Genomic DNA, 19,495 nt, shown 5'->3' on the forward strand with positions numbered 1-19,495 from the left:
GGCCGGCTCCTCGTCGACACAGCCCTTTGCTAGCACTGCAACGAACCCCGGGCTGGGCGGGCTCGCCACTGAATTTCTGGTCTCGACCGGAAGATCGATCAGATCTTCTCGACCTGGTGGAAGTCCAGTTCGACCGGCGTCGCACGACCGAAGATCGTGACCGAGACACGCAGCTTGGACTTGTCGTAGTTGACTTCCTCGATCGCGCCATTGAAGTCGGTGAACGGGCCTTCCTTGACGCGAACCACCTCGCCGACTTCCCATTCGACCTTGGGACGCGGCTTCTCGATGCCCTCTTGCATCTGGTTGACGATCTTCATGACCTCGTCTTCCGAGATGGGCACCGGACGGTTCTTGGCGCCGCCGACGAAGCCGGTCACCTTGGAGGTGTGCTTCACCAGGTGCCAGGTGTCGTCGTCCATCACCATTTCGACCAGCACGTAACCGGGGAAGAAGCGACGCTCGGTGACGGCCTTCTTGCCGTTCTTGACCTCGATCACTTCCTCGGTCGGCACCAGGATGCGGCCGAACTTGTCTTGCATGCCGGCGCGGTCGATACGCTCACGCAGGTTGCGCTCGACGGCCTTTTCCATGCCGGAATAGGCATGCACCACATACCAGCGCTTTGCGGAGACTCCGCTTTCGTTTTCGCTCACGTCGTCGGCTCCTTCAGCGCCAGTTGAGGATCAGGTCGTACAGCACCCATTCCAGCGTCTTGTCGGTGAGCCAAAGGAACAAGGCCATCACGACGACGAAGGCGAACACATAGCCCGTCATCTGGCCGGCTTCCTTCGGGGTGGGCCACACGACCTTTTTGACTTCGCGCCACGACTCGTTCGCAAAACCGATCAGTTGCTTGCCCTGCTCGGCGGTGAAGAACACCGCCACTGCGGCGATCAGCGCGGCGATCAACGCCGCCACACGGATCCAGGTGTCTTGCTGACCGAGCAGATAGAACGCCGCCACAGCCCCGACGACCAGCAGGCCAGCGACGGCCAGCTTGGCTTTGTCCGCGCCGGTGGAAACGGTTTCGACTTGTGGTTGGCTCATTTAGTTCACTCAGGACGTGGCAGACATGCCGCCACCATCAGCAGCAAAGCCCGCCGGGCTTGTCGGACCCTAACGGGCCCTGCCTGCGGGCTGCTGGACGGGTCAGACCCGGAACCAGGGAGGTGATCGACAACCCTGGTCAACGGTATCTGGCAGGGGCAGAGGGAATCGAACCCCCAACCTTCGGTTTTGGAGACCGACGCTCTGCCAATTGAGCTATACCCCTAAACCTCTCTCTTACTTACTCGATGATCTTCGCAACCACGCCGGCGCCGACGGTACGGCCGCCTTCACGGATGGCGAAGCGCAGGCCTTCTTCCATGGCGATCGGGGCGATCAGCTTGACGGTGATCGTCACGTTGTCGCCGGGCATGACCATTTCCTTGTCCTTCGGCAGTTCCACCGCGCCGGTCACGTCCGTGGTACGGAAGTAGAACTGGGGACGGTAGTTGTTGAAGAATGGGGTGTGGCGGCCGCCCTCTTCCTTGCTCAGCACATACACCTCGGCGGTGAAGTGCGTGTGCGGCTTGATGGAGCCCGGCTTGCACAGCACTTGGCCGCGCTCGACGTCTTCACGCTTGGTGCCGCGCAGCAGGATACCGACGTTGTCGCCAGCCTGGCCCTGGTCCAGCAGCTTGCGGAACATTTCCACGCCCGTGCAGGTGGTCTTCTGGGTGGCCTTGATGCCGACGATTTCGATTTCTTCGCCGACCTTGACCACCCCGCGCTCGACGCGACCGGTCACCACGGTGCCGCGGCCAGAGATCGAGAACACGTCTTCCACCGGCATCAGGAAGGTGCCGTCGATGGCACGCTCGGGCGTCGGGATGTAGGTGTCCAGCGCTTCGGCCAACTTCATGATGGCCTGCTCGCCCAGCTCACCCTTGTCGCCTTCCAGCGCCAGCTTGGCCGAACCCTTGATGATCGGGGTGTCGTCGCCGGGGAACTCGTACTTGCTGAGCAGTTCGCGCACTTCCATTTCGACCAGCTCGAGCAGCTCGGCGTCGTCGACCATGTCGCACTTGTTCAGGAACACGATGATGTAAGGCACACCGACCTGACGCGCCAGCAGGATGTGCTCGCGGGTCTGGGGCATCGGGCCGTCAGCGGCCGAGCACACCAGGATCGCGCCGTCCATCTGGGCGGCACCGGTGATCATGTTCTTGACGTAGTCGGCGTGGCCCGGGCAGTCCACGTGGGCGTAGTGGCGGTTGGCCGTCTCGTACTCGACGTGGGCGGTGTTGATCGTGATGCCGCGCGCTTTCTCTTCGGGCGCCGCGTCGATCTGGTCGTAGGCCTTGGCTTCGCCGCCGAACTTGGTCGACAACACCGTCGTGATCGCCGCCGTCAGCGTCGTCTTGCCGTGGTCAACGTGACCGATCGTGCCGACGTTCACGTGCGGCTTGGTGCGCTCAAACTTGCCTTTTGCCATTTTTCCGATCTCCTGACGGCCGAATGTCGGTGTTGGACGGTAAGTAAGTACCTGAGAGGGTGGTGCCCATGACGCGGATCGAACGCGTGACCTCTCCCTTACCAAGGGAGTGCTCTACCACTGAGCCACATGGGCATCGACACGGGTTTGTGCGCTCATTGAACACCCAAACCGCTGTCGACCCTGACAAAAACCACTCAAATGCCCATGCCCAGATCAGGGCGCGCGCATTGGAGCGGGAGACGGGAATCGAACCCGCGTCATTAGCTTGGAAGGCTAAGGTTCTACCATTGAACTACTCCCGCCCGGGAGCCCTTCGGAACACCCCACACGGCACGCCGTGCGAGGCACCCTTCTGGTCAGGCATCACTTCAACCGCAGCCCAAGCCAAACAAATATGTTTCGCCTTGGTGGAGGAGGCTGGATTCGAACCAGCGTAGGCGTAAGCCAACAGATTTACAGTCTGCCCCCTTTAGCCACTCGGGCACCCCTCCGCGGCGAACCATGGATTCTAGCAGCGTCTTTTTGGGATTGCCAAGTCTTTCCAGAAAATCGCGTCAAGACTGGCGCACCGCTGCCGGCAGGGCAAAAAAAAGAGCGCCGGCGGCGCTCTCAAGCTAACGGCTCCCCGCTCTTGATAGGGGCCGTAGAGGAGGTACTCGGACAGGCAGCGGCTCAGAAGGCGTATTCCAGGCCCAGCAGGATGCGCGACTTGTTCCACCAGCCGGCCGTGGTGGCCGGGTTGGACGCCTTGACATAGCGCGCATAGACCACCAGGGCCGGATCGACGATGTACAGGGCCTGCGCCGCGCTGATGTGGCCGCCGTTGTCGGTCACCGGGCCGTCGAGGTCGTCGTTGCGCGCGTGGCTGACCTTGATCACCCAGTCGTCATTCGCGTATTGCAGGGCCAGCTGGTAGGTCGCCCGGTCGTAGTCGCCCACCGGGTAGACGGTCGACCCGGCGGTGATTGGCGCCTTGACGTCGGACGCGCCATGCAAATACGCACCATAGGCCGAGAAGCCGCCGAAGCTCGGGCTCTGGAACGCCACCAGCCAGTTGTCGTTGTCGCTGTTCTGGCTGCGGTGGCTGTTGCGCTCGTAGCCGGCGTGCAGCGTCCCGCCGGCGATCGTGTAGTGGCCGACGATGGACGTGGAATTCGAGTTCCTGGCAATGAAACCGTTGTCGACCGAGGCGTCACGGTCGCCGCGCCCATATGACGCCGACACGGTGAAACCGCCGAACTTCGGAGAGTCCCAGCGAATCTGGTCGGACACCCGGACATAAGAGCCGCCGCCCGGCACGTTGGTGGCCTCCACCAGCGGGTTGACGCCGCCGTTGGCGAACGGCCAGTCCAGCGTCTCGCCGTACGGCGTCAGCAGCCGGCCGATGCGCAGCTTGCCGTAGCCGCCCGTCACCCCCGCCCAGGTGTCCCGGGTGCCGAGCGTGCCCGACTCATAAGGCTGCGAGGTCAGGCCGTTGGGGCCGAGGAAACCCGACTCGATCTGCCAGATGAAGGTGTTGCCGGGGAACTTGGCCAACTCCTTGGTGCCGCGGAAACCGATGCGCGTTTCGTTCAGCACTTCGTTGTTGTGGTGGCCGTCGGCACCCTCGGTGGACATCAGGCCGAAGGCGACGACACCGTAGATGTCGACGTTCTTGATGTCGGCCAGCGCCGAGGTGGAGCAGACGACGGCCGCGGCGGCGGCCAGGAGTCGGATGCGGGACATGGTGAACTCTCCGTCGAAAGGTTGGTTGGTTTGGAATGGAGTCGTGGGAACAACACGCGGTGGCGTGGCCTCACCCGGCGGCGAAGTCGGGTGAGCGGGGGAATGCCCGTCCGTCAGAGGCGAACAAGCAGACTCGGGAGAGATCGGGCTGCAGCACGCAGGCGGAGCCGACCTGGAACGGGGTCTCGGTGCCCGCAACGCGGGCGATCAAGGGGGTGTCGAGGCCCTGGCATTGCACGTGCACCAGCACGGCGTCGCCGAGGTGTTCGAGCAGGTCGACACGGGCCGGCAGGCCGGGCTGGCCGGGCGCTGCCAGCAGCAGGTGGTCGGGGCGCACGCCCAGCGTGGCGGCACGTTCGCTGCGCGCCATCGAGGTGTCGAACGGCACCCGCATCGCGGCGCCGCCCGGCCCCACCACCTCGGACCCCGCCTCGGCGGAATTCGTCAACTCCACCGGCACGAAGTTCATCTTGGGCGAGCCGAGGAAACCGGCGACGAAGAGATTGGCCGGTCGTTCGTACAGTTCCAGCGGCGTGCCCACCTGCTCGATACGCCCGCCGTTGAAGACCACGATGCGTTGCCCCAGCGTCATCGCCTCGACCTGGTCGTGCGTGACGTAGACCATCGTGGTGCCCAGCTCCCGGTGCAGCCGCGACAGCTCCACCCGCATCTGCACGCGCAAGGCCGCGTCGAGGTTGGACAGCGGCTCGTCGAACAGAAACACCTGCGGCTTGCGCACGATCGCGCGGCCGATCGCCACCCGCTGGCGCTGCCCGCCCGACAAAGCCTTGGGCTTGCGGTCGAGCAGATGGGTGATCTGCAGGATCTCGGCGGCGCGCTGCACCGACGCCTTCAACTCCGTTTTGGGCGTGCCGGCCAGCTTGAGCGCGAAGCCCATGTTCTCGGCCACCGTCATGTGCGGGTACAGCGCGTAGCTCTGGAACACCATCGCGATGCCACGCTGCGACGGCGGCACGTCGTTGACCACCCGGTCGCCAATGCGCAACTCGCCGTCGGTGATGTCTTCCAGCCCGGCGATCATCCGCAGCAAGGTCGATTTGCCGCAGCCCGAAGGCCCGACGAACACCATGAATTCGCCCGAGCGCACCTCGAGGTCGATGCCGTGGATCACCGCGACGTCACCGTCGTAGCTCTTCTTGATCTTGTGCAGTTGCAGCCGTGCCATCGCGGGCTCCGTTGTGGTCAGTGCGGGAAAGTGGGGGGAACGAGGTCGACGGGCAGGCGACCGGGTGCATCGACACGCCCGGCCAGCCACTGGCTCAGCGCGTCCAGCGCGCCGTCCGCATAACCCCAGGTGACGACGGCGGGCGCCGCGACGTCGAGCACCTGAAACGGGTTCCACAGCACCAGGTGCAGGTCGGGACGCCAGCTGCCGCGCACGGCTTCGGGATAACGTGCCCGGTGGTTGGAGGCGAGCACGGTGTAGCGGCCGTCGTAGGGCAGCTCGGACCAGCGCAGCTGGCCCAGGTCCTTGACCAGCAAGGCCTCGACGTCGTAGTGCTGCGCCAGCAGCTCGACCACACGCTCACCGTCCAGTCCGGCCTCCGAGACACCGTCGCACGGCACGCGCCGCTGCGCCACCACCCGCACGCGACTGCCGAGTGCCGGCGGACGAGCGCCACCGCACAACGTCAGGCCGCGGGCCCAGGCGCCGCGCATCAAGGCGTCGTCGTCGAGGCGGCGGGCGCCCGGATAGTCGGTAGCGCCGGCCGGGTAACGCTCGGCCAGCTGGTCGAGCCGTTGCACGGCGCGGGCACACAGCCCCCGGTCGAGCCGGCCGTCGGCCAGCGCATCCTCGATGGCCAGCACGGCCGCTTCCTGCTCTTCGAAGCTGCCGAGCGCCATCACCATGTCGGCCCCGGCGTCGAGCGCCATCACGGCGGCGCGGTGGTGCCCATAACGCTCGTGGATGGCCTTCATCACCAGCGAGTCGGTGATGACCACGCCGTCGTAGCCCCAGCGGCGGCGCAACAGGTCGCCGAGGATCACGCGCGACAGCGTGGCCGGATGTTCGCGGTCGAGTTGCGGGTAGACGATGTGGGCCGTCATCATGGCCGGCGCCTCGTCCTTCAGGATGCGGAACGGCAGCAGCTCGAGCGCCTCGAGCGCGGCATAGGGCTTGTCGACCACCGGCAGGTCCAGATGGGAATCGACATGCGTGTCGCCATGCCCGGGAAAGTGCTTGACGCAGCACGCCACACCTTCGCGCAAGGCGCCTCGCATCCACGCGCCGGCCAGCCGCGCGGCCTGCTGCGCGTCGGCCGAAAAGCTGCGCTCGGCGATCACCGGGTTGGCCGGGTTGTTGTTGACGTCGAGCACCGGCGCGAAGTCCCAGTTGATGCCGAGCGATCGCACACCGCGCGCCACGGCCGCACCCACGTCCTCGCACAGCCGCTCGTCGTCGGCGGCGCCGAGCGCCATCGCTGCGGGCGCTTGCGGCAAGAAGGTGGCGCGCACCACCGAGCCGCCCTCCTGGTCGAGGCCGATCAGCGCATGCGGCCCCATCACCTCGCGCAAATCGGCCGTGAGCCGGCGCACCTCGGCTTCGGTGCCCAGGTTGGCGCGGAACAAACACACCGCGCGGATGTGGTGGCGGCGCAGAAACTCCGCCTGGCGGACGCTGAGCGAGGTGCCGTCGATGTTGACCATCACGAGCGAGCCCGCCCACGGGTCGCCGTGCGGTGAGAAGGAGGAGGATGTCATCGTGGTGTCCGGAAAGGTTTGAGCCCCGCGGTCACTTGACCGCGCCGTCGAAGCCGCGCATGAAGAAGCGCTGCGTGAAGAAGAAGACGATCAGGGCCGGCGCGATGGTCATCACGGCACCGGCCGCGATGACGCGGGTGGCGCTGCCGAAAGTGCCGGAGAGTTCGAGGATGCCCACCGCCAGCGGCATCAGCTCCGACTTGGTCAGCACGACCCCGGGCCACAGGAAGTTGTTCCAGCTGGTCACCGTCGTGAAGATCACCAGGGTGGCGATCTGCGGCAGCGCGAGCGGCAGCATGATCTGCCAGAACACGCGCAGCTCGGAGGCGCCGTCCACACGCGCCGCGTCGATCAAATCCTGCGGCACTTCCTCGAAGGCGCTCTTCATCATGAAGATGCCGATCGCGCCGGCGATGGTCGGCAAGATCACGCCCAGGTGGGTGTTGACCAGCCCCAGCTTGGTCATCGTGATGAAGTTGACCAGGAAGTTCACCTCGGTCGGCAGCATCAGCGTGACCAGGATCACCGAGAACACCAGCTGGCGGCCCTTGAACTTCAAACGCGCCAGCGGGTAGGCGGCGAGCGAGCACACCACCACGGTCCACAGCACGGTCCAGAAGGTGATCCAGATCGAGTTCCAGTAGTACTTGCCGATCTCGATCACGCGGAACACCTCGGCGAAGTTCTCGAGCGACGGCTTCTCGGGAATCAGCGTGGGCGGAAAGGCGAACACATTGCCCTCGGTGCCGATTGCGGTGGCCAGGGTCCACAGCATCGGGAAGGCGCAGAACAGCGCGATCGCGACCAGCGCCGCGTAGTGCAGCAGCGTGGTCAGGCGGCGGGCGTTGCGCTGCGAGGAACGAAGCTTGAACGGCATGGCGTGGCTCCTTCTTCTTCAGCGATGGCGCGGCTGGATGAACTTGAAGTTCAGCCACGCGACGAAGATGCAGAACACCGAAACGACCAGGCTGGCCGCCAGGGCACGCGGGAAGTTGAACGAGCGGATGCCCATGTCGTAGGCGTAGTAGAGGCCCGTGAAGGTCGAGCTCATCGGCCCGCCGCGCGTGAGGATCAGCACCTCTTCGAGCACCTTCATCGCGGCCAGCGTCGACAACACGCTGCACAGCAGAATGGTCGGCGCGAGCATCGGCACGGTGATGCGCCAGAAGCGCTGCCAGCGGTTGGCACCGTCGAGCACCGCCGCTTCCTCGATGTCTTTGGGGATCGCCTGCAGGCCGGCCAGGTAGAGCACCATGTACCAGCCCAGGCCGCGCCACATCGTCACGAACATCACCGCGAACAGCGCGATGCGGTCGTCGGTGAGCCAGCCGATCGGCTCGTTGATCACCCGCAGCCATTGCAGCGCGGCGTTGATCAGCCCCTGCTCGTTGTACATCCAGCCCCACATGATCCCGACCACCGAGACCGACGTGACCACCGGCACATAAAACGCCGCACGGAAGAACTTGATGCCCGGCAGGCTGTTGTTGACCAGCACCGCCAGCAGCAGCGCGCCGAGCTGGATGAAGGGCACGATCAGCAGATACAGCAGCGAGTTCTTCAAGCTGGTGATGAAGACCTCGTCCTCGAACAACTCCTCGAAGTTCTTCAAGCCCACCCACTCGGGCGGCGTGATCACCTTGTATTCGGTGAAGGCCAGATAGCTGCCCCACAACACCGGCCAGAAGGTGAAACCGAGCAGGAGCAACAGCGCCGGCGCGAGGAACAACCAGGCCTGGGCGGTGGTGGTGAGGGGCGCTCGCGTCGCCCGGCGGCGGTGCTTGTTCACGGCGGGCGGATGCAGTGGGTCGGCGGTGGTGTCCATGGCAGAAGACTTCCTTCTCGTCTTGTCCGGGCAAGGCTTCGCCCAACCCGCGCACCTCGCGCTTTTTTGCGAGGGCGGGCTCGGAGAAAACTTCACGGAGCGCCGCGGACAGGCCGTCCGCGGCGCAGGGTCAGTGGCTTATTTCTTCGCCACCAGCTTGCTGTTCCAGTACGCGGCCGCATCGTTCAGCGAGGCCTGGATGTCCTTGCGGCCGATCACGCCGGCCTCGACGGCATCCTGCAGACGCTTGTTGAGCGTCTCGAAGTCGGGCACGCCCGCCACATACAAGGTGCGGATCGAGTCCATCGTCTTGGCGCCGGTGGCCACGGCCTTCTCGAAGGCCCCGGCATTGCCCGCCTGCTGGAAGTGCGCGTCGTTGGCGGCCTTGCGCGTGGTCGGGAAGGTGCCGGACAGCTTCGAGAACTCGAGCTGGTTGGCGTCGTTGGTCAAAAACTTCGCAAACTTGCCGGCCTCGGTGAAGGTCGCACCGGTGACACCCTTGGGGACCGCGAAGTGGAACAACCAGCCGCCAGCGGCCACCTTGGTCGGGCCCAGCGGTGCGGCGGCGATCTCCGTCACCGCGTAGACGTCCTTGGCGTCGTCGCGGATGCGCACCAGCGCTTGCGGCGGCGCCACCATCATGCCCAGGCGGCCGGACTTGTAGGCGTCGATCGAGGTCTGGAAGTTGTCCTCGGCGAACAGCTTGTCCTTCAGCAAGGCACCCGACTTGTAGGCGTCCTGGAACTTCGCGATCAGCGCCACGTGCTGCGGCGAGTTGAACACCGCCTTGCCGTTCTCGACCAACGGCAAGCCTTCCTGCAGGAAGATGCCGGCGATCTTGCCCAGCGCCGGCGAGAAGCCGGCCTGCCCCGTCTTGGCCTTGATGGCCTTGGCGGCGGCCAGCTGCTCTTCCAGCGTCGCCGGCGGCTTGCTCAGGCCGGCCTGCTGGAACAACTTGGTGTTGTAGGCGGTGACGTTGGCACCGTTGTAATGCGGGAAGCCGTAGACCTTGCCGTTGAAGGTCACGTCCTTGATCGGGCCTTCGGCGTATGCCGCACGCTCGGCACCGAGCAGGCTGTCGACCGGCTGGATCACACCGTCCTGCGAATAGTCATAGGCCCAGGGCACGTTGAGATGCACCAGGGCCGGCGGGCTGCCGGCGGCAATGGCCGCGGTCAACTTCGACTGCAGCACGTCCCACGGCACGTCGACCCACTCGAGGTCGACGCCCGGGTTGGCCGCTTCATACTGCTTCACCAGGGTTTCGAAGTAAGGCGTGAACTTGGGCTTCAGGCTCATCGTCCAGAACTCGACCTTCACCTTGTCGGCGGCGCCGGCGGCGCCGCCCAGCATCAGGCCGCAGGCGGCCATGCTGATCATCGCGAGCTGCTTGAGTCTCATGGTGTCTTCCTTTCTGTGGTCTCTTCTGTCTGTCTGTCGCGTCGGAATGACGACAAAGCTCCGCCCGGGCCCTGGCAGGACCATGTCGCATGGCTCTCTCTCGAACGGCCGCCGCCTGCTGCGGCGGCCCACTCACCGCGTTCGGGTCACCTTGGCAAGGTGTCGCGGGCGGTCGGGGTCCAGGCCGCGAGCGCGGGCAAGCGCCTCGACCATGGGATAGAAACTCTGGATCGCGGGGATCGGGTCGAGGTCGGGCGTGGTCGTCTCGACCAGCGGCAGCTCCGCGCCCGCCGTGCCGGGAGGCGCCGCGAGCAGCACCTTGGCGCCACGGCCGCGCATCTCGTCGGCCAGCGCCAGCAGCCCTTCTTGCGCAGGACCGCGCGGCGCGAACACCAACAGCGGATAGCCCTGGTCGATCAGCGCCATCGGGCCGTGCTTGACCTCGGCACCCGAATAGGCTTCGGCCTGGATGCCGCAGGTCTCCTTGAACTTGAGCGCCGCTTCCTGCGCGATCGCGAGGCCCGTGCCGCGGCCGATCACGAACAGCCGGTTGACGTCGAGCAGCCGCTCGACACCCGCCGACCAGTCGCTCAGCGCCGCGCGTTGCAAGGCCGCCGGCAGGGCCGCCAGCGCATCGTCGAGGCTGCCGCCTTCCCAGGCGCTGACCAGGCGTGCGCCGGCCACCAGCTGGGCGATGAAGCTTTTGGTCGCCGCCACGCTGGTCTCGGCGCCGGCGTGCAGCGGGAACAGCCACTCGGCCGCCTCGCCCAGCGGCGAGCTGTCGGCGTTGACGAAGGCCACCGTGCGGGCGCCTTCACGGCGCAGGTATTGGGTGGGCGTCACCAGGTCGGGGCTTTGCCCTGACTGCGAGAACGCCACCGACAGCAGCCCGGCGGCCTGCAGGCGCGACTGGTACAGCGTCACCACCGACATCGGCAGCGAGGTCACCAATCGACCCAGGCGCGCCATCGTCAGGTAGGCCATGAAACTGGACGCGTGGTCGGAGCTGCCCCGGGCGATGGTCAGCACGCCGGTCGGCGGGTCGGCGCGCAGCTGCTCGCCGAAGCTCCGATAGGCGTCGACATCGGCGGCCAACTGGCGCGCGACGGCCGCGGGCGCTTCACGCGCCTCGTCAAGCATGCGGGAATTCACAGGCCTCTCCTTCCACGATCACTTGGTTCAGTTGTAGCTGGCGGTCCAGCACCACCACGTCGGCCCAGGCGCCGACGCTGAGCCGGCCGCGCTCCTGCAAGCCGAGGTAATCGGCGGCGTAGGTCGAGACACGCTTGGACGCGTCGTCGAGTTCCAGGCCCAGGCCCACCATGTTGCGCAAGGCCTGGTCCATCGTCAGCGTGGAGCCGGCCAGCGTGCCGTCGGGCAGGCGCACGCCGCCCAGGCACTTGGTGACCTTGTGGCGGCCCAGCATGTAGTCGCCGTCGGGCATGCCGGCGGCCGCGGTCGAATCGGTGACGCAATACAGGCACGGGATCGCCCGCAGCGCGGTGCGGATCGCGCCGGGGTGGGCGTGCAGCAGGTCGGGGATGATCTCGGAGTAGCGCGCATGCGCCAGCGCCGCGCCGACCATGCCAGGCTCGCGGTGGTGCAAGCCGGTCATCGCGTTGAACAAATGCGTGAAGCCGCCGGCGCCCAGCCGCATCGCCTCGACGCCCTCTTCATAGGTGCCCAGCGTGTGGCCGATCTGCACCTGGAAGCCGGCTGCCCGGAGCGCCGGGATCAGTTCGAGGTTGCCGGGCAACTCCGGCGCCAGCGTGATCAAACGGATCGGCGCCAGCGCGTTGAGCTTTTGCAGCTCGTCCATCGAGGCCGGCCGGGCGTAGTTCGGCTGTGCGCCCAGCTTGCCCGAGTTGATGTACGGGCCTTCCAGATGCACACCCAGGACGCGGGCGCTGCCGGGTCGCCGCTCGCGGCACGCCGGGCCGAGCGCGCCCAGTGCGGTTTCCAGATCGGCCAGCGGCGCGGTCATCGTGGTCGCCAGCAGCGAAGTGGTGCCGTGGCGCAGGTGCAGCGATCCGACCCGGTGCGGCGCATCGCCGCCTTGCATGATGTCGCGGCCACCGCCGCCGTGCACATGCAGGTCGATGAAGCCGGGCAGCACCACCGGCATGTCGGCCTGGCGCACCTCGGCTTCCGCGACCGGGTCGCCGTCAATGCGGCGGATACGGCCGTCCTCGTGCTCCAGGACGCCCCGCACGAAGCCGTCGGGCGTCAGGATGTGCCCCTCGATGACCGCGACCCCGCTCATCCTTCCCGCCTCATTTCCGCGACGAAGTCGTAGTAGTCGCTGCGGCAATACGAGTGCGTCAGCTCGACCGCCTGGCCGCTTTCCAGGTAGCCGATACGCGTGATGAACAGCACCGCCTGGCCGGTCGGCACCTCCAGCAGGTCGGCCAGCTTGGCGTGGGCGTTCAGGGCGCGGATGTGCTGCAGCGCGCGCACCGGCGCATGGCCGCTGCGCGCCAGATATTCATACAGCGAACCTTCGACCGCCTCAGGGTCGGGCAGTGCCGACTGCGGGATCACGCTGACTTCATAGGCCATCACCACGTCGTCGGCCAGGCGCAGGCGTTCGAGACGGGCCACGCGCGTGCCCGGGGACAGGCCGAGGCTGAGTTGCTCCTCCGGCACCGAGGCGGTGATGCCGCGCTCCAGCCAGCGCGAGCTGGGCGTATAGCCGCGTTGATGCAATTCCTCGGAAAAGCTCGTGAGGCGCGACAAAGGCTGCTCCAGTCGAGGTGCGATGTAGTTGCCCGAGCCACGCCGCCGCACGATCAGGCCCTGTTCGACGAGCTGGTCGATGGCCTTGCGGGCGGTGACGCGCGAGACGTTGAGCGACTCGGACAAGGTGCGCTCAGACGGCAGCGCCTCGTCGACCTGGTAGCGGCCGTCGCGTATCGCCTGGCTGAGCAGCTGCGCGAGTTGCAAATACAACGGCGAGCTGTCGGCAGGGTCGGGTTTGAATTCGAGCGTTTTCATCAGCAGGTCAGGTGTTGTTTTTCGTCAGCGCGTGGCGCACCAGGTGCAAGGCGCCGTCGGCAGCATCGCCGGCGGGCTCGACGCGACGCATCTGCGTGGCTTCGGATAAACGCGAAGCGAGCCGGCGGCCGATGCTGCCGCACACCGCCAGCGGCGCGCCCAGGGGGCCATCGAGCGCGTGCGCGACAGCATCAAGTGCCTGGACGGCACGCTGCAATAGATGAGCGGCCGACAAATCGGAGGCTTCAGTATCGAACACCAACGGCGCGAGCTGCGCATATTCGAATTGACCCGCCTCGTCGCACCATGCCAACAGACGCTCGCGGGTGGACCCGCAGACGTCCCACACCGCGTGCACGAGGGCACTTTGGTGGATACGGCCGTCCATCGCCCATTGCGCCAGGCGCACCGCACGCTGCCCCAGCCAGGCGCCGCTGCCTTCGTCGCCGACCGGGAAACCCCACCCGCCGACACTGACCCGGGCACCGTCCGGCCGCCACAGCTCGCCGACGCTGCCAGTGCCCGACGACACGATGGCGCCCGGCTGGCCGCCATGCGCGCCGAGCAGCATCGTGAAGGCATCGGTCTCGAGGGCGACGACGGCGAACCCGGCGCCGGGCGAGGCCGGGCGGGTCGCCAGGAAGGTGTCGCGCCAGCCGATGTTGTGGACCCCGGACAGACCCAGGCCCACGGCACATTGCGCGAGCGGTGCCGGATCGATCGCGGCGGCGGCGAAGGCGGCGTCGACCGCGTCCCTCACATGGCGCCAGGCCTGCTCGATGCCCTGGCCCAGCGCGGACGGGCCGGCCTGCCCCACGCCGACCAGCTGGCCGTCGCTGCGCGTCACGCGGGCTCGCGTGCCGGTACCGCCGCCGTCCACACCCACCAGGTAGTCGATCATTGTTGTGCCTGCTCTCCGCTAGACGCTGCTGTCAACTGCAAGTTATCACATTGTCGGATACCAGTTTAATACCAGTAATACCGCAATTTCAACTGGTATTGCCGACTGCAACCAAGAGCCCGAAATCGGTGCAAGTCCTTGTGGCACTTGGGTTTTGTGGGATATGTCACACCCATTTCGGTGCGACATTAGGGAAAACGAGAGGGACGGCGTTTCAGCCCGAGCGCCTCCGTTCCACCCGGAACAGACCAAAAGTAGACCAATTGCAGGCCGGTATGCCTGGAGATCACCAGGCGATGGGGGCTTCCCCTGGACGATGTTCGGCCAGCCAGCCATTGCTGCGCGAGAAATGCCGGCAGCCGATGAAGGGCTGCGGCGGGCGCAGCGCGGCCAGCGGCGATGGATGGTTGGCGGTGAACACGGCGTGGCGCCGCGTGTCGACCAGCGCCTGCTTGCGCTGCGCCGGAGCGCCCCACAGCAGGAACACGCTGGGCCGGGCATGCCGCGACACCTGCGTGATCAAGGCGTCCGTCAGCTGCTCCCAGCCCCGCTGGGCATGGCTCTGGGGCTGCCCGTCCTCGACGGTCAGCACGGTGTTCAGCAGCAGCACGCCCTGCCGGGCCCAGTGGCTCAAATCCCCCTGGCGGGAGACCGGCGTGCCAAGGTCGGCCGCCACTTCCTTGTGGATGTTGCGCAGGCTGGGTGGCAGCTTGGGCGAGTCGGGGGCCACCGAAAAGCAAAGGCCCTGAGCCTGCCCCGGGCCGTGATACGGGTCTTGCCCGAGGATCACCACCTTGACCGAGGCGAGCGGCGTCAGCTGCAGCGCCTTGAACACGTCGGCCGGGTAGACGACGGCGCCGGCCGCGACACGGGCATCGACGTATTCGATCAGCGCACGACCGGTGCCCGAGGCTCGAAACGTGTCGGTGACCTCGCGCCAATCGGGTGGCACGCTGTCGAAGCAGGCCGACAGTGGCTCGCGCAGCCGGTTGGTGGCGTCGCAGGCATCGGCCCCGGCCGCGGCCACCCTGGGGGCCGGCGGCGGCGCGAAGAGGTCGCCTTGTGCGGCCACGGCCCAGCCTCAGCCGCCGAACAAGGCGGCCAGTGCAGGGCCGGGCTGTTCGGCACGCATGAACGCTTCGCCGACCAGGAAGGCGTAGACCTCGGCGTCGAGCATGCGCTGCACGTGGGTGCGCTGCAGGATGCCGGACTCGGTCACCAGCACCCGGTCGCCCGGCACCTCGCGCAACATCCCGAGCGTGGTGTCGAGCGTCACTTCGAAGCTGCGCAGGTTGCGGTTGTTGATGCCCACCAGCGGCGTCTTCAGCCGCAGCGCCCGCTGCAGTTCGTCGCGGTCGTGCACCTCGACCAGCACCGCCATGCCAAGCGCCATCGCGGCGGCTTCGAGGTCGGCCATTTGGGCGTCGTCGAGGCAGGCGGCGATCAGCAGGATGCAATCAGCGCCCATCGCCCGGGCCTCGAACACCTGGTACTCGTCGATCAGGAAGTCCTTGCGCAGCACCGGCAGCGAGCACGCAGCGCGGGCCTGCTCCAGGTACTCCGGCGCGCCCTGGAAGAACTGCCGATCGGTCAGCACCGACAAACACGCCGCGCCGTGCTCGGCATAGGACGCCGCAATCTCGGCCGGAACGAACTGCTCGCGCAGCACGCCCTTGCTGGGGCTTGCCTTTTTGATCTCGGCAATCACCGCCGGCTGACGCGCGGCCACCCGGGTGCGCACGGCGCCCAGAAAGTCGCGCAGCCCGCCACGGCTCTCGGCTTCGTCCCGCAAAGAGGCGCCGGTGCGACGCGCCTTGGCGGCGGCCACCTCGTCGCGCTTGACCGCGACGATCTTCTGCAGGATGTCACTGCTCATCTCGTCAGGCTCCCGACTTGAGCGACTGCGTCACCCGCACGAACTGGCTCAGCTTCGCAAGGGCTTGGCCCGACGCCACGGCTTCGCGCGCCATCTTGACGCCCTCGCCGATCGAGGTCGCGACGTCGGCGCAATAGAGCGCCCCGCCGGCGTTGAGCAGCACGATGTCGCGCACCGGCCCGTCCTCGTTGGCGAGCGCCCGCTGGATACACGCCACCGACTCTTCCTTGTTGGCCACCCGCAGCACCCGGCTGTCATAGACGGGCAGGCCGAAGTCGCTGGGGTGCACGGTGTACTCGCGCACCTCGCCGTCTTTCAGCTCGCCCACCATGGTCTCGCCCGACAGCGAAATCTCGTCCATGCCGTTCATGCCATAGACCACCATCACGTGGCGTGAGCCGAGCCGCTGCAGCACCCGCACCTGGATGCCGACCAGGTCGGGGTGGAACACGCCCATCAGCTGTTGCGGCGCCTGGGCCGGGTTGGTCAGCGGACCCAGGATGTTGAACAGCGTGCGCACGCCCAGCTCCTTGCGCACCGGGGCCGCGTGTTTCATCGACGCATGGTGGTGCGGCGCGAACATGAAACCGATGCCGGTCTCTTCCAGGCAGGCCGCCACCTGCGGCGGCGCCAGGTCGATCTGGGCGCCCAGCGCCTCGAGCACGTCGGCACTGCCGCAGGTGGACGACACGCTGCGCCCGCCATGCTTGGCCACCCGCGCACCGGCCGCGGCGGCGACGATCATCGCCGCCGTGGAGATGTTGAAGGTGTGGGCAGAGTCGCCCCCGGTGCCGCACAGGTCGACCAGATGGGTCTTGTCGGGCACCTCCACCGGCGTCGCGAACTCGCGCATCACCTGCGCGGCCGCGGCGATCTCGCCGATGGTCTCTTTCTTCACCCGCAGGCCGACGGCCAGCGCCGCAATCATCACCGGCGACATCTCCCCGGTCATGATGCGGCGCATCAGCGCCAGCATTTCGTCGTGGAAGATCTCGCGGTGTTCGATGACCCGCACCAGGGCTTCGGTATTGCTGATCGGCATGGTCGTCACTGGCTCAGGAAGTTCTGCAGCATGGCATGGCCATGCTCGGTCAGGATGGACTCGGGGTGGAACTGCACGCCCTCGATGGCCAGTTCCTTGTGGCGCACGCCCATGATCTCGCCGTCTTCGGCCGTGGAGGTGATCTCCAGACAGTCGGGCAAGGTTTGCCGCTCGATGGTCAGCGAGTGGTAGCGGATCACGGTGAATTGTTTCGGCAAGCCCTTGTAGACGCCGGCCTGGTCGGTCGTGATCACGCTGGTCTTGCCGTGCATTTGGCGCTGCGCGCGGATCACCTTGCCGCCCAGCGCCGCACCGATGGACTGGTGGCCGAGGCAGACGCCGAGGATGGGCAGCTTGCCGGCGAAGTGCTGGATGGCGCTCACGCAGATGCCCGCTTCGGCTGGCGAGCAAGGCCCGGGCGACAGCACCAGGCGCTCGGGCTTGAGCTCGGCGATGCCTTCGAGCGTGATCTCATCGTTGCGGAACACCCGCACATCCTGGCCCAGCTCGGCGAAGTACTGCACCAGGTTGAAGGTGAAGGAGTCGTAGTTGTCGATCATCAGCAGCATGGTCGTCTCCTTCCCTCAGAAGCCTTCTTCCACCAATTCGGCGGCGCGCAGCAGCGCCCTCGCCTTGGCTTCGGTCTCTTTCCATTCCAGCTCGGGCACCGAATCGGCCACCACGCCGGCCGCCGCCTGCACGTACAGGCTGTTGTCCTTGACGATGCCGGTGCGGATCGCGATGGCGACGTCCATGTCGCCCGCGTAGCTGAGATAGCCGCAGGCGCCGCCGTAGATGCCGCGCTTGACCGGCTCCAGCTCGTCGATGATTTCCATCGCGCGGATCTTGGGCGCGCCGGTCAACGTGCCGGCCGGGAAGCTCGCGCGCAGCACGTCGAGGTTGGTCATGCCGTCTTTCAGGATGCCTTCGACGTTGCTGACGATGTGCATCACGTGCGAATAGCGCTCGACCACGAAGGCCTCGGTCACCTTGACGCTGCCGGTCTTGGCGATGCGGCCGATGTCGTTACGCGCCAGGTCGATCAGCATCACGTGCTCGGCGCGCTCCTTGGGGTCGGCCAGCAGCTCGGCTTCGAGCGCCTTGTCCTGCTCGACGGTGGCGCCGCGCGGACGCGTGCCGGCGATCGGGCGGATGACGATCTTCTCGCCGTCGGGCGTGTGTTCGTGCCGCACCAGGATCTCGGGCGACGCGCCGACGATCTGGAAGTCGCCCATCTCATAGAAATACATGTAGGGCGACGGGTTCAGCGAGCGCAGTGCCCGGTACAGGCTCAGCGGTGACTCGGTGTAGCGCTTCTTCAGCCGCTGGCCGATCTGCACCTGCATCATGTCGCCGGCCGCGATGTACTCCTTGCTCTTGAGCACCGCCTGGAGATAGTCGTCCTTGGCGAATTCGCGCTCCACCGCATGCGAGGCCGCGCGCTTGACCGGGGGCGCTGTGACGCTGAACTTGAGCTTGTCGGCCAGTTCGGCCAGGCGGCGCTTGCCTTTGAAGTAGGCCTCCGGCTGGCCCGGGTCGGCGTAGACGATCAGGTAGAGCCGGCCCGACAGGTTGTCGATGACCGCCAGTTCCTCGCACTGCAGCAGCAGGATGTCGGGCGTGCCCAGTCCGCCGTCCTTCTGCACCTTGGCCAGCTTCGGCTCGATGTAGCGCACCGTGTCGTAGCCGAAATAGCCAGCCAGGCCGCCGCAAAAACGCGGCATGCCGGGGCGCAGCGCCACCTTGAACCGCTTTTGATATTCGGCGATGAAGTCGAGCGGGTTGCCCTGGTGGGTCTCGACGACCTGTTCGTCGGTCACCACCTCGGTGGTCCAGCCGTTGGTGCGCAGCAGCGTGCGTGCCGGCAGGCCGATGTAGGAATAGCGGCCGAAACGCTCGCCGCCGACGACCGATTCGAGCAAAAAGCTGTACTTGCCACGGCCGGTGGCATAGGCCAGCTTGAGATACAGCGACAGCGGGGTTTCGAGGTCGGCGAATGCTTCCGCAATCAGCGGGATGCGGTTGTAGCCCTGTTGGGAAAGGCTGTTGAATTCGAGTTCAGTGATCACGCGATGGGCCCTCCGAGCCCTGTGCAAGCCGGCTCCAGGAGGGCCGGCCTGCAGGCCTGAGACAGATGGTCAAGGGGAATCGGGACGCGGCGGCCACGGCGCGGGGCGCACGAAGGCCGTCAGGGTGCAGATTCCGGGCGTGCCGGCGAGGCGCATGGCCGTTGTGCTCATCATCGAGGACAAGTCACGGCCATGGCAGCGGCAAATCAAACCAGTGCGTGCGGGCGACGCCAGGGCCAAGCTCCCCGGTCGTGCGGACCTTTGGTCTGTTTGCGCGAGATGAACATGGGCTGCAGTGTAGCAGCGCCTCGCGGCAGCGCCAGCCCCGCTGTTGCAACCGGGGCGGCACGAGGAACTGCCGAGATCCGCCCCCGCGTGACATCTGCCCCCCCGCGAATGCGGGCGTGCTTGCGTTTTCCCGATGGACAAGCAGAGCCTCGTTGTCAACACTTC

General features: G+C 66.6%; 18 protein-coding genes and 4 tRNA genes. All 22 read right to left on the reverse strand.

Annotated elements, in window-relative coordinates:
• Positions 1-98: 98 nt before the first annotated feature.
• The 22 genes from nusG to trpE all read right to left on the reverse strand — a co-directional run bounded on the left by nusG (position 99) and on the right by trpE (position 19,042).
• Positions 99-593 (reverse strand): transcription termination/antitermination protein NusG, encoded by a 495-nt coding sequence (nusG, locus tag AAW51_RS24525; protein WP_238947940.1) that lies wholly within the window; start codon positions 591-593, stop codon positions 99-101.
• A gap of 76 nt (positions 594-669) precedes the next feature.
• Positions 670-1,050 carry a preprotein translocase subunit SecE gene (gene secE, locus AAW51_RS24530; protein ID WP_047196730.1) on the reverse strand — a complete coding sequence of 127 codons (381 nt, stop codon included), beginning with the start codon at positions 1,048-1,050 and terminating at the stop codon, positions 670-672.
• Positions 1,051-1,200: 150 nt separating this feature from the next.
• Positions 1,201-1,276, reverse strand: a tRNA-Trp gene (locus tag AAW51_RS24535).
• A gap of 15 nt (positions 1,277-1,291) precedes the next feature.
• Positions 1,292-2,482, reverse strand: coding sequence for an elongation factor Tu (gene tuf / locus AAW51_RS24540; RefSeq protein ID WP_047196718.1), 1,191 nt, complete (start codon positions 2,480-2,482; stop codon positions 1,292-1,294).
• Between the two features lie 60 nt (positions 2,483-2,542).
• Positions 2,543-2,617 (reverse strand) — tRNA-Thr (locus AAW51_RS24545).
• A 96-nt stretch (positions 2,618-2,713) separates the two neighbouring features.
• A tRNA-Gly gene (locus tag AAW51_RS24550) sits at positions 2,714-2,787 on the reverse strand.
• Positions 2,788-2,890: 103 nt separating this feature from the next.
• Positions 2,891-2,976 (reverse strand) — tRNA-Tyr (locus AAW51_RS24555).
• A 181-nt stretch (positions 2,977-3,157) separates the two neighbouring features.
• On the reverse strand, positions 3,158-4,210 hold the full coding sequence (locus AAW51_RS24560; RefSeq protein WP_047196731.1) for a porin: 1,053 nt from the start codon (positions 4,208-4,210) through the stop codon (positions 3,158-3,160).
• 70 nt (positions 4,211-4,280) lie between these two features.
• Positions 4,281-5,396, reverse strand: coding sequence for an ABC transporter ATP-binding protein (locus AAW51_RS24565; RefSeq protein WP_047196732.1), 1,116 nt, complete (start codon positions 5,394-5,396; stop codon positions 4,281-4,283).
• A 17-nt stretch (positions 5,397-5,413) separates the two neighbouring features.
• On the reverse strand, positions 5,414-6,934 hold the full coding sequence (gene nagZ, locus AAW51_RS24570; RefSeq protein WP_047196733.1) for a beta-N-acetylhexosaminidase: 1,521 nt from the start codon (positions 6,932-6,934) through the stop codon (positions 5,414-5,416).
• A gap of 31 nt (positions 6,935-6,965) precedes the next feature.
• On the reverse strand, positions 6,966-7,811 hold the full coding sequence (locus tag AAW51_RS24575) for a carbohydrate ABC transporter permease (RefSeq protein ID WP_047196734.1): 846 nt from the start codon (positions 7,809-7,811) through the stop codon (positions 6,966-6,968).
• A gap of 18 nt (positions 7,812-7,829) precedes the next feature.
• Positions 7,830-8,759, reverse strand: a complete 930-nt coding sequence (locus AAW51_RS24580; RefSeq protein WP_083438553.1) for a carbohydrate ABC transporter permease — start codon at positions 8,757-8,759, stop codon at positions 7,830-7,832.
• Between the two features lie 138 nt (positions 8,760-8,897).
• Positions 8,898-10,160: an ABC transporter substrate-binding protein gene (locus tag AAW51_RS24585; protein WP_047196735.1), complete on the reverse strand. Its 1,263-nt coding sequence runs from the start codon at positions 10,158-10,160 to the stop codon at positions 8,898-8,900.
• Positions 10,161-10,292: 132 nt separating this feature from the next.
• Positions 10,293-11,300 carry an SIS domain-containing protein gene (locus AAW51_RS24590; protein ID WP_047196736.1) on the reverse strand — a complete coding sequence of 336 codons (1,008 nt, stop codon included), beginning with the start codon at positions 11,298-11,300 and terminating at the stop codon, positions 10,293-10,295.
• Positions 11,293-12,423: an N-acetylglucosamine-6-phosphate deacetylase gene (nagA, locus tag AAW51_RS24595; RefSeq protein ID WP_047196737.1), complete on the reverse strand. Its 1,131-nt coding sequence runs from the start codon at positions 12,421-12,423 to the stop codon at positions 11,293-11,295. The genes AAW51_RS24590 and nagA overlap by 8 nt, the downstream gene beginning before the upstream one ends.
• Positions 12,420-13,154 (reverse strand): GntR family transcriptional regulator, encoded by a 735-nt coding sequence (locus AAW51_RS24600; RefSeq protein WP_047196738.1) that lies wholly within the window; start codon positions 13,152-13,154, stop codon positions 12,420-12,422. Before AAW51_RS24600 ends, nagA begins: the two co-directional genes overlap by 4 nt.
• Positions 13,155-13,161: 7 nt before the next feature.
• On the reverse strand, positions 13,162-14,055 hold the full coding sequence (locus AAW51_RS24605) for a glucosamine kinase nucleotide-binding domain-containing protein (protein WP_047196739.1): 894 nt from the start codon (positions 14,053-14,055) through the stop codon (positions 13,162-13,164).
• A gap of 286 nt (positions 14,056-14,341) precedes the next feature.
• Positions 14,342-15,082 carry a uracil-DNA glycosylase gene (locus tag AAW51_RS24610; RefSeq protein ID WP_053014058.1) on the reverse strand — a complete coding sequence of 247 codons (741 nt, stop codon included), beginning with the start codon at positions 15,080-15,082 and terminating at the stop codon, positions 14,342-14,344.
• Positions 15,083-15,136: 54 nt separating this feature from the next.
• Complete coding sequence (gene trpC / locus AAW51_RS24615) at positions 15,137-15,931, reverse strand: indole-3-glycerol phosphate synthase TrpC (RefSeq protein WP_047196740.1); 795 nt, start codon at positions 15,929-15,931, stop codon at positions 15,137-15,139.
• A gap of 4 nt (positions 15,932-15,935) precedes the next feature.
• Positions 15,936-16,973 carry an anthranilate phosphoribosyltransferase gene (trpD, locus tag AAW51_RS24620; RefSeq protein WP_047198254.1) on the reverse strand — a complete coding sequence of 346 codons (1,038 nt, stop codon included), beginning with the start codon at positions 16,971-16,973 and terminating at the stop codon, positions 15,936-15,938.
• Between the two features lie 5 nt (positions 16,974-16,978).
• On the reverse strand, positions 16,979-17,542 hold the full coding sequence (locus tag AAW51_RS24625; protein ID WP_047196741.1) for an aminodeoxychorismate/anthranilate synthase component II: 564 nt from the start codon (positions 17,540-17,542) through the stop codon (positions 16,979-16,981).
• 15 nt (positions 17,543-17,557) lie between these two features.
• A complete protein-coding gene (gene trpE, locus AAW51_RS24630) occupies positions 17,558-19,042 on the reverse strand; it encodes an anthranilate synthase component I (protein WP_047196742.1) in 1,485 nt (494 codons plus the stop codon).
• Between the last annotated feature and the right edge of the window lie 453 nt (positions 19,043-19,495).

The sequence above is a fragment of the Caldimonas brevitalea genome, assembly GCF_001017435.1.
Lineage (GTDB): Bacteria > Pseudomonadota > Gammaproteobacteria > Burkholderiales > Burkholderiaceae_C > Caldimonas > Caldimonas brevitalea.

What these genes read in the sequence shown, in the direction of transcription:
- nusG (WP_238947940.1), bottom strand. Translation starts at nt 593, where the DNA reads ATGGAAAAGGCCGTCGAGCGCAACCTGCGTGAGCGTATCGACCGCGCC.
- secE (WP_047196730.1), bottom strand. Translation starts at nt 1,050, where the DNA reads ATGAGCCAACCACAAGTCGAAACCGTTTCCACCGGCGCGGACAAAGCC.
- tuf (WP_047196718.1), bottom strand. Translation starts at nt 2,482, where the DNA reads ATGGCAAAAGGCAAGTTTGAGCGCACCAAGCCGCACGTGAACGTCGGC.
- AAW51_RS24560 (WP_047196731.1), bottom strand. Translation starts at nt 4,210, where the DNA reads ATGTCCCGCATCCGACTCCTGGCCGCCGCCGCGGCCGTCGTCTGCTCC.
- AAW51_RS24565 (WP_047196732.1), bottom strand. Translation starts at nt 5,396, where the DNA reads ATGGCACGGCTGCAACTGCACAAGATCAAGAAGAGCTACGACGGTGAC.
- nagZ (WP_047196733.1), bottom strand. Translation starts at nt 6,934, where the DNA reads ATGACATCCTCCTCCTTCTCACCGCACGGCGACCCGTGGGCGGGCTCG.
- AAW51_RS24575 (WP_047196734.1), bottom strand. Translation starts at nt 7,811, where the DNA reads ATGCCGTTCAAGCTTCGTTCCTCGCAGCGCAACGCCCGCCGCCTGACC.
- AAW51_RS24580 (WP_083438553.1), bottom strand. Translation starts at nt 8,759, where the DNA reads ATGGACACCACCGCCGACCCACTGCATCCGCCCGCCGTGAACAAGCAC.
- AAW51_RS24585 (WP_047196735.1), bottom strand. Translation starts at nt 10,160, where the DNA reads ATGAGACTCAAGCAGCTCGCGATGATCAGCATGGCCGCCTGCGGCCTG.
- AAW51_RS24590 (WP_047196736.1), bottom strand. Translation starts at nt 11,300, where the DNA reads ATGCTTGACGAGGCGCGTGAAGCGCCCGCGGCCGTCGCGCGCCAGTTG.
- nagA (WP_047196737.1), bottom strand. Translation starts at nt 12,423, where the DNA reads ATGAGCGGGGTCGCGGTCATCGAGGGGCACATCCTGACGCCCGACGGC.
- AAW51_RS24600 (WP_047196738.1), bottom strand. Translation starts at nt 13,154, where the DNA reads ATGAAAACGCTCGAATTCAAACCCGACCCTGCCGACAGCTCGCCGTTG.
- AAW51_RS24605 (WP_047196739.1), bottom strand. Translation starts at nt 14,055, where the DNA reads ATGATCGACTACCTGGTGGGTGTGGACGGCGGCGGTACCGGCACGCGA.
- trpC (WP_047196740.1), bottom strand. Translation starts at nt 15,931, where the DNA reads ATGAGCAGTGACATCCTGCAGAAGATCGTCGCGGTCAAGCGCGACGAG.
- trpD (WP_047198254.1), bottom strand. Translation starts at nt 16,973, where the DNA reads ATGCCGATCAGCAATACCGAAGCCCTGGTGCGGGTCATCGAACACCGC.
- AAW51_RS24625 (WP_047196741.1), bottom strand. Translation starts at nt 17,542, where the DNA reads ATGCTGCTGATGATCGACAACTACGACTCCTTCACCTTCAACCTGGTG.